This window comes from Labrenzia sp. 011 (genome assembly GCF_003075075.1).
Taxonomy (GTDB): Bacteria; Pseudomonadota; Alphaproteobacteria; order Rhizobiales; family Stappiaceae; genus Roseibium.
Genome location: NZ_QCYM01000001.1, coordinates 447724 through 460308 on the forward strand (window position 1 = coordinate 447724; position 12585 = coordinate 460308).

Here is a 12585-nt window from a genome sequence, read left to right on the forward strand (position 1 = left end):
GGAAATGGGTCGCCTGGCTGGCAGGAGCTCCTTGAAGTCTACGCGACCGCCTCCGGCTGAATTTCCAGGCCGTCGTCGCCGGCCCTGATCGAAACCTTCGTGATCGCCTCGCCATTCATCTGCGCCGTCAGGAAGGCGCGGGAGAGTTTGGGCAGCAGGTCGTTGGTCAGGATATTGTCGATCATCCGTCCGCCGCTGTCCGGGTCGCGGCACAGCGAGACGATATGGGCAACCACATCCTCTCCATAGCCAAGCTCCGCCTCCCGGTTTTCCAGAACACGCCTGACGATCCGGTTGAGCTGCAGGCGGACGATGAAGCCGAGCATGGACGGTGACAGGGGGTAATAGGGGATGGTCACGATCCGGCCGAGCAGGGCTGGCGGGAACACGTCGAGCAGCGCCGGTCGCAGGGCTTCCGCCAGCTGTTCCACATCGGGCGCGTTCGGATCGGTGGCTGCAAGATCCGGGTCGCTGGAAACCGGTGCGTCCAGCATGTGCCGGGCGGCGTTCATGATGGTTTCCGTGCCGACATTCGAGGTCAGCAGGATCAGGGTGTTGCGGAAGTCGATCCTCCGGCCCATGCCATCCTCCATCCAGCCCTTGTCGAAGACCTGGAAGAAGATCTCATGCACATCCGGGTGGGCCTTTTCCACCTCGTCCAGAAGGACGACGGAATAGGGCTTGCGCCGGACCGCTTCCGTCAGGCGGCCGCCTTCGCCGTAGCCCACATAGCCCGGAGGTGCGCCCTTGAGGCCGGAAACCGAATGGGCTTCCTGGAATTCGGACATGTTGATGGTGATCAGGCTGTCTTCGCCGCCGTAAAGGGTTTCCGCAAGCGCCAGCGCGGTTTCCGTCTTGCCGACACCGGAGGGGCCGCACAGCATGAATACGCCGATCGGCTTGTCCGGATTGCCGAGCTGCGCGCGGCTTGTCTCGATCCGCTTGGCGATCATGCCCAGGCCGTGCGCCTGACCGATGACGCGCTTGTTGAGGCTTTCCGTGAGATTGAGGATCGTCTGCATCTCGTCCTGAACCATCCGGCCGACCGGGATGCCGGTCCAGTCGGAGATGATGCTGGCAACGGCTTCGTCGTCCACATAGGCATAGACCATGCGGTCGTCTTCCGGGATCTTCGACAGCGCGTCCCGTTTGTCCTTGAGAGCGGTGCGGATGGCCGCCTCATCCCCGAGGTCGACATCGAGATCCAGGTCGATCTCGTCGATACCCACCAGTGCGGGGCCTTCGTGTTCCGGATCCCCGATTTCCGCACTTTCCGGATGCGGGGCCGCTTCGCCGCCATTCAAGGCGATCAGTGCGGCGTTCAGGCGGCGGATCTCTGCCACCAGCTTGCGCTCGCGTTCCCATTCGCCGCGAAGGGTGTCTATCGCGGTTTCGGTGTCCTGGATGGCGGTGTCGAGCGTATCGAGCTTTTCCTGGTGCTCCATGCCGAGCTCGGCGTCATTGGCCAGCGCCTGGCGTTCCGCTTCGAGGAATCCCTTTTTCGCAACCAGATCCGAAAGTCTGGCCGGTTGCGCCGCCTGGGAAATGTTCACCCGCGCCGATGCGGTATCGAGCACGCTGACCGCCTTGTCCGGCAACTGGCGTGCCGGAATATAGCGGTGCGACAGGGAGACGGCGGACTTCACCGCGCTGTCGAGAATACGGACCTGGTGATGCTCTTCCATGGGGCCAAGCAGGCCGCGCACCATGGCAAAGCACTTTTCCTCATCCGGTTCGTCCACCTGGACGGGCTGGAAGCGGCGGGTCAGCGCAGGATCCTTCTCGAAATGCTGCCGGTATTCGGACCATGTGGTGGCCGCGACCGTGCGCAAGGTGCCGCGTGCGAGCGCCGGCTTCAGCAGGTTCGCCGCGTCGCCCGTTCCCGCCGCGCCGCCCGCGCCGACCAGCGTGTGGGCTTCGTCGATGAACAGGATCGTCGGAACGATGGAGGCATGAACCGCATCGATGACGGCGCGCAGGCGCTTCTCGAATTCCCCCTTCATCGAGGCTCCTGCCTGCAGCAGGCCGAGGTCGAGCGCACACAGGCGGGTGCCGAGAAGGGCAGGCGGAACATCTCCGGACACGATCTTCTGGGCAAAGCCTTCCACGATGGCGGTTTTGCCGACGCCGGCTTCCCCGGTCAGGATGGGGTTGTTCTGGCGCCGGCGCATCAGCACGTCGATCACCTGGCGGATTTCCTCGTCGCGGCCGACGATCGGATCGAATTCTTCCGCCCGGGCGCGGGCGGTGAAATCGACCGTGAACTGGGCGAGGGCATCTTCGCCGGCGCCGCCGCCCGGGGCCGTCTGAGCACTGTCTCCGCCCGTTCCCGGCGCCGCGGCCTTGGGGCCGGAGCCGTCCACGGGTCGCGCCCCGGTTTCACCGGACGCACCGGCAATCTTGTCGAGGTCCCGGACCAGGATATCGCGGTTGAGGGGTTCCAGGGCCGGGGAATAGCCGCGCAGCTCGCGCCATGTGGTCCGGTCGCCCATCATGGCGATCAGCACATAGGCGGAGCGGATCTTGTAGTCTCCATATCTCAGCGTGCCTTCGAACCAGGCGCGCTCCAGCGCTTCCTGAAAGGGCGCCGCCATGGAGGGCAGTTCGGTCTGGTTGATTTTCAGCTTGGCGATCGCCTGCTGCAGGTCATCGTAGACCGTTGCGACATCGATGCCGAAATGGCGCAGGATATGGACGAAATCCGTGGTCTCGTCGCGGGCCAGATAGTAGAGCCAGTGCAGGATCTCCAGGTGCCGGTGGCCTGAGCTTTTCGTCAGCCGCATGGCCTTTTCCAGGCAGTCGTAGCTGACAGTCGTAAGTTTATTGGCAATGGTTTCAACCAGAATGTCACTCATGGTACCGGCCTTTCAAATTTGAGACCTATTGATAAACGGATGTATGGCGGCGCACGGGCCGGAAACGGGTGTCGGTCAGCATGTCCTCGTCCTCTTCCTCGATGTCCGCGTCTTCCACGGCCGGTCCGGCAGGCGGTTTCAGCCAGCCGATATGTCCAAGCGTCGCCGAACTGTTCCGGTTCATCTGCACCGATGAGGCACAGCGTCTGGGAAGGGCGAGTTCAATTTCGTATTCGATCTCCAGACCCAGATAAAAATCGATGAGATCGAAGAGCTTTTCTGTCCACGGATTGGGTTTGCTCCGCGTCGGGGGCAGAAACTTGCGGTATTCGTCGAGCGAGCGGGTGAAGATGCGGATGCGGATCTTGTCGCTGACGCTGTAGACCCGGGCGCCGACGATGGTGTCCGCTCCCAGACGGCCGGCGCCGCCGGGGCCGAGGCCGCCAAGGCTGAGCTGGTCGTCCCGGTCCAGATGCAGCCAGGTTCCGACACACTGGTCTATTTCAACCTTGACCCCGAAGACACCGGAGATCAGCGCCTTCAGGCGCGCCGCACTTTTGGTCTTGGGCGCCATCTGGCCCGCGTAGAGCAGCTTCAGCCGGTCGTCTATCCGGTCCAGATCACGGTAGATGGGTGCACCGAGCCCGATGGAAGAGCCGATATAGGCCAGGAAGCGGTCGTCGTCGGGCCGGTCATGCTGGACGATCGGCCTTGCATCCGCCCAGGCTCGGTAAAAGAGCTGGATGAAGCGGTTATTGAAGACGTCCAGAAAACGGGGGAACTCGTCGTTTCCCCGCAGTCCCCACATGATGGCTTCATCGGTATAGGGCGCGGGCAGGGCGCCTTGCGGGCCCAGCAGCCCGAGAAACCGTTCCAGCAGCACAAGACCGCCGGAGTTGTCACGGGTCGCGCGCTCAATGGTCGAGGTCGCGAATTCGCTGGAAGGATCCTGCCCGAAGCGGACGATGTCCTCCATGAGACGGCGGCTCTTGCCGATCCGGGGCGGGGCGGGTTCTTCCGTCTTCGCGGGACCGCCCAGTCCCGGAACCTTTGCGCCCGGGGCTGTCTGGCCCTCAAGCATGCGCAGGACCGCCAGAAGATCGTGTCCTCCGGGATGTTTTTCGATCCGCGCGCTCAGCGCCGACAGCAGCGAGGCATATTGCTGCTGGACGGGAACTTCTATTCTCGGTTCGGCGGGCGGCGGCGTTTCGGCTTCCGGTTCCGCGTCCTGCTTGTCTCCGAAGATGTCTTCGTGGTCTTCCGCCGCGCTTCCGGTCAGTTGATGAGCGTCTTCTGCGCCGGATCCCGTGTCTGCGGGTGACGCTGGAGCAGGCGGCTCGGGCAAGTCTCCGGCAGGCGATTCCATCGCTTGCGACAGGATCGCGTCATCTGTGTCGGGCAAGGCTTCGCCGGCTGGCGGCACATCCGGTTCGGCAACGGCTTCCACTGCCGGCGCGTCGGTGTCGGAGGCCTCCGGGAAAGGCTGCCGGTCGTCCGGCCAGACGGCTGGCGCACTGTCTGCGAGCCGCAGCACCGTCTTGTCCCGTGCCGTGGGCCTGTCCGGGAAGTCCGGGTCCTGTTCCGGATCCTTGTCGTCCGCTCCGCTCATAGGATCCCCTTCGCACCGATCCTGGGCGGCCACTTCATGATCGTTCCCCGTTCCGTGGTGGCGATCACGCATTGGGTGAAGTGGTTGAAAGAGGCGTATTCGGCGATGAACCGGTCGAGCACCGCGCCCAGCAGGAAAGCGCTGGCGCCCTCGAAGGCCTTGTCGTCGAGCGTTATGGTGACCTCCAGACCCCTGGCGACGCCAGTGCCGGATTTTTGCTGCAGCCTGCGGACCACCGGACGGGTCGAGACGGCGCGTACGGACTGGGCCTGCCGGTCGGCCGAATTGTCGGCAAGCGGAGCGAACACGCTCAGGATGTCGCGGAACGACCGGCCGTCCTCACCGGCGGCATCGTGAACCAGTCCGGTGTGGTTGAGGGCAAGAATATTGATCAGCCGCCAGGCGATTGCCCCGGTATGGCCTTCCTCGCCGAGCCTTTCATTGTAGGAAAGAAGAGGCGGTCGCGGCGCGGTGGGACCGGCGATGCATTCGACCTTGAGACCGATATCCTCAAGAACGCGGAAATCGCCGATATCGGACTTGTCCGGATTGGTGCCGACCGGAAGGTCGGCAGCAAGGGCCCTGTTGGATGCCATCACCTTCAGCGAGAGCTCCGCAAGCCGCTTGTCACCGCTCTGGAGCAATGCGGCGGCCTGGGCGCCGCTGGAAATCGAAACGAATGTCTCCGTGCCGATGTAGGAACTCGGCTGCATGCGCCGCAGTTCCGAGGAGGATTGCCGTCGTGGCATGCGGCGGATGGAATAGAACCATTCATGCCCCGCCTTTTCCGTGTCCGGCGCGACACTGTAGAGCGGTTCCACGGCGCGTTTTTCACCGCCGGAAAAATGCGCGTTGACCTCCGTCACGGAATGAATCTCGTAATCGAGCGGACGGGTCCGGTCCGCGATCACCGCGAATTCGTGCTGTCCCTTCTTGATCGGGACCCGGTCGGTCTGGCGCTCGAACAGGTTGACTGCGGGAGCCGAATGCAATGCGAAGATCTTGGGTTCCACATGCGCCGACAGGCGGGTTTCCGTCTCGTCGAAAACAAATACAAGGTCGAAGGATTTTGCATGCACCCGGTCGAGGTAGCGGCGCAATCCCGTCAGACGCATGCCAAGGAAGCTGCGGGGAAAATTGAAATAGTCCCGCAGATAGTCGAAGCCGGTGAACATCCTGCGGTCGTTGCGAAGCAGGGCATCCTCCTCGTCGAAGCCGAGCTGCCTGATGGCATCAACGGGCAGGCGCTGCAGGGAGGTCTGTCCGAAGGCATCCTCGGTCCTCAGGTATAGGGCGATCGTATGACCGAAGATCTGCTCATAGACCTTCGCCGCAAGATCGACAGGTCCGATCAGCCGGACGGGAAGCTCATCGATCCGGCAGCCGGCCACCTGGTATTCCGGCTTCTTGAGTGCCTCTTCCGCCGAGACCTCGTTTTCCGGATCTTCAGCCATCCGGTGGGTGAAGGTGATCGACAGTCCGGCCCGGGCCCGCTTGTCTTCGGCCATTTCCGCGCCAAGTCCGGAGATCTGGGCGGCAGAGCTCAGGTAACGGGCTCCTGTCAGTTCCAGCGGTGTCAGGGTGATCGGCGCGGAGAGCGTGAAGCGGCAGCGCACTTCGCCCTGGCGCTCACGAAAGACGGCTTCCATGGGGGCGTGCCGGGCGATCCTGATGCCGTTGCGCAAATTCGCATCGCCGTATTTCGGCGTGATCCGGGCGAGCACCATGGAGGGGATGGGGGCCAGCGCGGAAGGATAAAGCTGTTCGAAAAGATTGGACGTGAACTCGGAGAATTCATGTTTCATCTTCAGCTGGACCCGCGCCGCCAGGAAGGCCGCGCCCTCCAGCAGGCCGGACAGCATGGGGTCGGACCGGTCTTCCAGGAGCCCGCCGAGACGCTCGGCCACTGCGGGATAGGCTTCGGCGAAGGCCGACCCCTGCTCGCGCAGATAGGTCAGCTCCTGATTGTAGAGATCCAGAAATTCCCGATTCATCCCGAAGCCCCGATTATCTTGATGCGGCCGAAGGCGGGATCGACATCGGCAATGAATTCGCTGCCGATCCGGACCGGATCGCAGCGGATCTCCGCCTTGATCAGAAAGCGTACCTTGAAGGAGTCACCGCTGCCTTCCTCGTCCCGAATGACCTGCAGCGTGCGCGGGTCCATGCGCGGCTCGAACCGGAGAAGGGCTTCGCGGATATCGTCCGCGAGCCTGTCGATCCGGACCGTGTCGACGATATGCACGGACAGGTCGGGCAGGCCATAGTTGAGAATGGAAGTGGTGACTTGCGGAAACTCGGAGAGATTCTGGGTGGAATTCAGGTTCACGGTGTTCAGAAGCGACTGAAGGTCACGACGGACTTCCGCGACAAGCGTGTGTTCGGAAATCCCGTAGGACCGTGACAGGCGGCGGCCGGACCTGATCTTCTGTCCGTCCGAGGGACTCTTCTGGCGGGCCTGGGCGGCCTTGTAGTCCGGGTCGTCGCTCGCACGGAATGCCCACATCAGCGGCGAGTGCATTTTCATACTAGATTTAGCCATTGGCCACGCCCACGCTGACTGCCGCCTCTTGATTGACCTGGAAAAAACCGGCGGTTCCCGACCGGTCCCGGCATCCCGCCATTCGAACCTGAAAACGAATTGGCTGCCGCGGGATATTGCGGCAGCCAATCCAGGCAGAATGCCTTATTTCTTTTCGTTTGCCGCGATGTCCCAGCCAAACTCCGGAGCCGCGCCCTTCGAGCCGTCCGGCTTCTGTTCGGTGTAGATGTACTTGTACTCACCGAAGTTCAGCGTGATGCTTTCCGTGATGCGGTCGTCAGACCCGCTGCCACCGGTCGAGACATTGGTGACGATAATGTCTTTCATCTCGATCTTGATGTATTCCAGCGGGCTGTCCCCAGCAGCCTTGCGCACAAACATCGTACCTTTCGTGATGTGCTTGCCGGTGGACACATGCTGCAGCAGCACCGGGGTCGACTTGTCGACAAATTTGGTGATGCTCAGATCCTGAAAATGTGCCTTGCCCGAACCGGAACCGCCGCCCATATGCGTGGTGCCGGACTGGGACGCGCCCCACGACCAGGACAGGACGTCGATCTTGTCCTTGTGGGTCTTGTCCTGTGCTTCGCCTTTGATGCCTTCAAGCTCGAGAAAAAAATCGACAGCCATGATAATAGATCCTCTTGGTTGTTGACGGCCAGGAAATCTGCCTGGCACTAAGTCTGCTATTTTTTTGACAACTACCTCGGACCTCGCGGTCCAAACCCCTGAGCCGTATATGGCCCGTTTGTACCTCCACCCGGTGAAATGACCGGATCGCATCCGCGAGGGATGCTTGCCAGCGGGCGGGCTCACGCCCGCTGGCAATTCTTGAAATCAGCTTCCGTCCTGCGGAATTCTGGAAGCCAGGCTCATGCCGATATCCATGCCTTCCAGCTGATAATGGGGACGCAGGAAGAACTGGGCCCGGTAGTATCCGGGGTTCTCCTCGTCCGGGACGATGGTGACCTTGGCTTCCCGCAGCGGCTTGCGCGCCTTGGTTTCCTCGGTCGAATTGTCCGGATCGCCATCGACATAGTCCATGATCCAGTCGTTGAGCCACCGCTGAAGCTGCGCCGATTCCTTGGTGGAACCGATCTTGTTGCGCACCATCACCTTCAGGTAGTGGGCGAAACGGGTGGTCGCGAACATGTAGGGCAGGCGGGCGGACAGATTGTCGGATGCGGTCGCATCCTTTCCGTCCGGACCGGAGAACTGCCTTGGCTTGAAGACCGACTGGGCCCCCAGGAAAGCTGCCTGGTCGGTGTTCTTGCGATGGATGAGCGGGATCAGGCCCAGGCGGGAAATCTCGTGCTCCCGCCGGTCGGAAACCGCGACTTCCGCCGGACACTTCTGGTCGACACCGCCGTCGTCGGTCTCGAAGACGTGGGTCGGAAGTTCCTCGACCAGCCCGCCGCTTTCCACACCGCGAATGCGGACGGTCCAGCCGAATTCCTTGTAGGCCTTGTTGATATTCGAGGCCATGGCGTAGGCGGAGTTCATCCAGGAGTAATTGTCGTGGCTGTCCTCGCCGAACTCTTCTTCGAAGGCGAATTCCTCGACCGGGTCGGACTTGGCGCCATAGGGCTGGCGGGCAAGCACACGCGGCATGGTCAGACCCAGATACCGGGCGTCCTCGGATTCGCGCAGGGTGCGCCACTGTGCGTGGAGTTCCGTGTCGAAGATCTTCGACAGGTCGCGCTTGGCCGGAAGCTCGGTCCAGCTGTCCATCTGCATGAGCTGCGGGTCGGCTGCCGCGAGGAACGGTGCATGCGCCGCCGAAGCGATCTTGGCCATTCCGCGCAGGATGGTGATGTCCTGGGCCTCGTGAGAGAACTCGTAGTCGCCGACGAGACAACCGTATGGCTGGCCGCCGAGCTGGCCGAATTCGGCTTCGTAGATCTGCTTGAACAGCGGGCTCTGGTCCCACTTCGCGCCGCGGTAGCTCTTGAGAACACCTGCCAGCTCGCTCTTGGAGATGTTGAGAAACCGGAGTTTCAGGGAGGCATCGGTTTCCGACTGGTGGACGAGATAGTCCAGCCCGCGCCAGGCGCTTTCCAGCTTCTGGAATTCCGGGGCGTGAATGATTTCATTCACCTGCGCCGTGAGCTTCTCGTCGAGCTTGGCGATCATCTCGTCGATGGTGTCGTAGACATCTTCCTTGATGAGCGCCTGGTCGGACAGGGCTTCCGCGAGAAACGTGGACATCGCGTTGTCGACGAGCGCGTTGGCAGTCTCGTTTTCGCTCTTGATGCGGAAATTCTGTTTCAGGATGGAGGCAAATTCCTCGGGGCTTTTTTCGCCCGCGGCTTCGCCGGCAGCTGCGCCACTTGTCTGGGCACTGGTATCGGTGTTGCTCATTTACGCCTCCTCCGTCGCGCTGCCGTCTTTCGCGTCGCCGTCAGGCTGCGTTTTTTCGGCGTCGATCTGCTGAGCGAGAGCCGCCATCAGGGCCGGATCCCGGGTCAGCTCTTCAAGCTGGCTGATGGCTTGCACGCGGCCGTCCATCATGGTGCGCAGGGCTGCAAGACTGCGGCGCGCATCGAGAAGCTTTTTCAGGGCCGGAACCTGCTCGGCAACCTTGCCCGGAGTGAAGTCGTCCATGCTCTTGAACCGCAGCTGAACGCTCAGCTTCGAATTTTCTTCTCCGGAGAGGTTGTCCTTCACGGTGAAGGAGGTGCCGGGCTCGATGGCTTCCATCCGCTTGGTGAAGTTGTCCATGTCGATGTCGAGAAGCTTGCGCTCGTCGATATCAGCCTTCTCGACGCCCGGGTTGTCGCCGGAAAGATCCGCCATGATCCCCATGACGAAGGGCAACTCGACCTTCTGCTCCGCGTCGAACGGATCCTCGTAGAAAATATGAACGCGAGGAGGCCTGTTGCGCTTGATAAAGCTTTGCCCGCTATTCGATGCCATTGTACTTGCCTTTCGTTTAATTGACCCGGATTAGGAAAGGTCAAATTTCGTCAAATACTCACGCAGGGCTTTTTGATTTTGCTTTTATTCAGAAACTGCGTTTCGTCTTGTTGATTTCTATGTAATTCGATTACCGGTTGCGGGGAAGTGACGACAGTCACACGTTGGCCGCTTTGGGAATTTTTTAAATGCTGAAAACCGGAATATTGAGGACCCCTTGGCTCTAAGTGTCAAGAAAGAAGCGCCGAAACCCCTGGGGAGCGGACCGGTGTCGCGATTTTTCCTTTTTCCTGGTCAATCGTCTTCCGGTCTCAGGAACAGGTTGAGCAGGCCCGTGAAGGAACCGGAGCTCATGTTTTGCGCCTCCTCCAGCAGCAGAGGAATGGGGCTCGTGGGCTCGTTGGACGAATAATAGCCCTTCACCGCCGCGATGCCTTTCATGGCGTCGTTCCGGTTCTCGATGACCATGACGGAAAAGCCGTCAACGTCGCCGAGTTCCTGATCGGAGCCGTCGTTGAGGTCTACCAGCCTGTCATTGGACAGCTGAAGACCGCTGGTGCCCAGAATCAGAGACACGTCGTCAAACCGGCGTGGCATCAGGATCTTCAGGGCATCAAGATAGGATTTTCCGACAAGACCGCGCGCCTCGCGCACGAGGAAGAGAGCAGGGTGGGACGGTTCCCTGGACGCGAAATAGTCCTGGACCGCATCCAGAATCAGTTTGGCCTGGGCGGCGTTCCTGATTTCCGATTGTGACGCTTCTCCCGTGGAGGCGGTGTCCGCCTCCTCCAGGCCGGTATCCTCGTCCGGTTCCTCGGTGTCGGGGGAAATGCGTCCGAGGCGGGTGTTGAGTTCCCGGCTCATCTCCTGCAGAAGCGTGACCAGGTGTTCGTAATCCGGCGGTGCTGTCTTGGCACCGTCTTGCTGAAGCTTTTCGGTACAAATGGCGGTGATCGCCTGAAGTTCCTCGGGCGTCTCCGAAAGATCCTTCAGCACCTCGTCGATGTCCTGCTGCTCCAGCTCGCCGGAAGTCAGGGCGGCCTCGATCGCCCCGAGGGAGATCGTATGTTCATCCGGCCGGGCGGTGGCTGTTCCTGCGGCGACCTGAATGGTGCGATAGCTGATCGGGCCCGCTCTGCGGGTTCTGATCAGCGGCGCCGCTTCGAGAGGCAGGATGGTGGTCGGCCGGTTGTTCAGTGCCTCGAGCGCGCCGATCCGTTCCATGTGACCGAAATCGGAGTCCGAAGGATGGACTTCGTCCCAGTAGGTCTCAAGCAGACGCCGGATGATGCGCACTGCATCGGCAAACTGGTGGATCTGGCCGTTGAGCAGGCCGAACTGGGCGAGAAGCACAAGCAGTCTGACGTCTCGGGACTGCTTTAGGAAGCCGTCCATCTGCTTGAACAAGTCGGTGAATTCGATTTCTGAACGGTCAAATTCGCTGAACCGTTCCGGCAGCATTTCCTCGCATGAATCGAGCAGCGCGGCGAAAGCGGGTTCGGTGTCATAAAGGTCCGGACCGCAGCCTGCGCCGGGGGACACTTCTGTTCCGTATGTATCGGGATCAAAACTCATGCACCCTCCCGGCGCGGATCGAATTGCTCCAGCAGCCCCGAGGCTGGCTGGAGACAATTTGGCGGATAGCTCTTATTCGAGCACCAGCTTGCTTTCGACGCGGCGGTTGGCCGGGTCGTTGATATCGGCCACCTTGGGGCGTGTCTTGCCGTAGCCGACAGTCTTGAGACGGTCCCGGCCGACCCCGAGGGACACCAGAAATTCCGTCACCGCGAGCGCCCGGTCTTCCGACAGGCGCTGGTTGTAGGTGGTGGATCCGATGCCGTCCGTGTGCCCTTCGATGACGAAGGTGGCGCCTGAAAGGTCCGGATCGGCGATCCCCTTGGCGAATTCGCGCAGATTGGTCCTGGCCGAAGGGCTCAGCCGTGCGGAGGCGTATTCAAAGGAGACAAGCAGGTTGAAGCCTTCGCCGATGGCCTTGGTGTCCGGGTCCGCGACCAGAGCGCCAGCGTTCTGGTCCGAATTGCTGCCGGCCTCGGTTTCCGATGTAACGGCGACCTGGCCGCCTTCCGCCTTGGCGGCATCGGGGTTGCATTCGTCTCGGGTCCCGATGCACAGCGCCCGGCTCGTGCCGGTCGGCTTGAGGGAACGGGTTTTCAGCTGCTTGAAGTGACGGGTGACATCATCGGCGGAATAGGTCGCATCCTGTGCAGCTGCGTAGCCGGCTGCAAGTCCGGTGATCGTACATGACAGCGCTGCGGCCAGCAGAAGGCGGCCGGGCTTGAGGTGCCGGAAGGAACTCCGGTCACGCGTGGTCAAGGGTGTGGTCACGATATCAATCCTCCTTCGTGGAGTGTTGGAATGCATTGTGGCAATGGGTTCAGAAATGCATCGTGCCAGATTTCAAAATATATTGGTGTGGCGAAAGTCACTAAAGTACGATTTGATAGCAGTATGTCCTTTTGCGCTCAATTAGCAAGAGGGGGAGCACGATGGGAAGGTTGTTGAGCAGGTTAAACAACTTAGTGCGTGCCAGCCTGAATTTCATGGACAATCGTGCAGGGCGTATTAAAACGTTCGGATAAGACATGGACCGGCGTTTAAAGCATTTGCAACAACTGTGCTGTTGAGCACATTATTTTTATCGG

At 61.1% G+C, this 12585-nt stretch carries 9 protein-coding genes; all 9 read right to left on the bottom strand.

Annotated elements, in window-relative coordinates; translation table 11 throughout:
* Positions 1–38: 38 nt before the first annotated feature.
* A complete protein-coding gene (tssH, locus tag DCO57_RS01935; protein WP_116697139.1) occupies positions 39–2855 on the bottom strand; it encodes a type VI secretion system ATPase TssH in 2817 nt (938 codons plus the stop codon).
* Between the two features lie 25 nt (positions 2856–2880).
* Positions 2881–4464 carry a type VI secretion system baseplate subunit TssG gene (tssG, locus tag DCO57_RS01940; RefSeq protein ID WP_165814600.1) on the bottom strand — a complete coding sequence of 528 codons (1584 nt, stop codon included), beginning with the start codon at positions 4462–4464 and terminating at the stop codon, positions 2881–2883.
* Positions 4461–6458: a type VI secretion system baseplate subunit TssF gene (tssF, locus tag DCO57_RS01945; protein WP_116697141.1), complete on the bottom strand. Its 1998-nt coding sequence runs from the start codon at positions 6456–6458 to the stop codon at positions 4461–4463. Before tssF ends, tssG begins: the two co-directional genes overlap by 4 nt.
* Complete coding sequence (gene tssE, locus DCO57_RS01950; protein ID WP_116697142.1) at positions 6455–7006, bottom strand: type VI secretion system baseplate subunit TssE; 552 nt, start codon at positions 7004–7006, stop codon at positions 6455–6457. The genes tssF and tssE overlap by 4 nt, the downstream gene beginning before the upstream one ends.
* Positions 7007–7150: 144 nt before the next feature.
* A complete protein-coding gene (locus DCO57_RS01955; RefSeq protein WP_116697143.1) occupies positions 7151–7636 on the bottom strand; it encodes a type VI secretion system tube protein Hcp in 486 nt (161 codons plus the stop codon).
* A gap of 207 nt (positions 7637–7843) precedes the next feature.
* Positions 7844–9367, bottom strand: a complete 1524-nt coding sequence (gene tssC / locus DCO57_RS01960) for a type VI secretion system contractile sheath large subunit (protein WP_116697144.1) — start codon at positions 9365–9367, stop codon at positions 7844–7846.
* Entirely contained in the window at positions 9368–9922 is a 555-nt protein-coding gene (gene tssB / locus DCO57_RS01965; RefSeq protein ID WP_116697145.1) for a type VI secretion system contractile sheath small subunit, read from the bottom strand. It abuts the gene before it with no gap.
* A 294-nt stretch (positions 9923–10216) separates the two neighbouring features.
* Complete coding sequence (locus tag DCO57_RS01970) at positions 10217–11497, bottom strand: type VI secretion system ImpA family N-terminal domain-containing protein (protein ID WP_116697146.1); 1281 nt, start codon at positions 11495–11497, stop codon at positions 10217–10219.
* 72 nt (positions 11498–11569) lie between these two features.
* A complete protein-coding gene (locus tag DCO57_RS01975; RefSeq protein WP_165814601.1) occupies positions 11570–12268 on the bottom strand; it encodes an OmpA family protein in 699 nt (232 codons plus the stop codon).
* Positions 12269–12585 lie beyond the last annotated feature (317 nt).

What these genes read in the sequence shown, in the direction of transcription:
- tssG (WP_165814600.1), bottom strand. Translation starts at nt 4,464, where the DNA reads ATGAGCGGAGCGGACGACAAGGATCCGGAACAGGACCCGGACTTCCCG.
- DCO57_RS01970 (WP_116697146.1), bottom strand. Translation starts at nt 11,497, where the DNA reads ATGAGTTTTGATCCCGATACATACGGAACAGAAGTGTCCCCCGGCGCA.
- tssH (WP_116697139.1), bottom strand. Translation starts at nt 2,855, where the DNA reads ATGAGTGACATTCTGGTTGAAACCATTGCCAATAAACTTACGACTGTC.
- DCO57_RS01955 (WP_116697143.1), bottom strand. Translation starts at nt 7,636, where the DNA reads ATGGCTGTCGATTTTTTTCTCGAGCTTGAAGGCATCAAAGGCGAAGCA.
- tssF (WP_116697141.1), bottom strand. Translation starts at nt 6,458, where the DNA reads ATGAATCGGGAATTTCTGGATCTCTACAATCAGGAGCTGACCTATCTG.
- tssE (WP_116697142.1), bottom strand. Translation starts at nt 7,006, where the DNA reads ATGGCTAAATCTAGTATGAAAATGCACTCGCCGCTGATGTGGGCATTC.
- tssB (WP_116697145.1), bottom strand. Translation starts at nt 9,922, where the DNA reads ATGGCATCGAATAGCGGGCAAAGCTTTATCAAGCGCAACAGGCCTCCT.
- tssC (WP_116697144.1), bottom strand. Translation starts at nt 9,367, where the DNA reads ATGAGCAACACCGATACCAGTGCCCAGACAAGTGGCGCAGCTGCCGGC.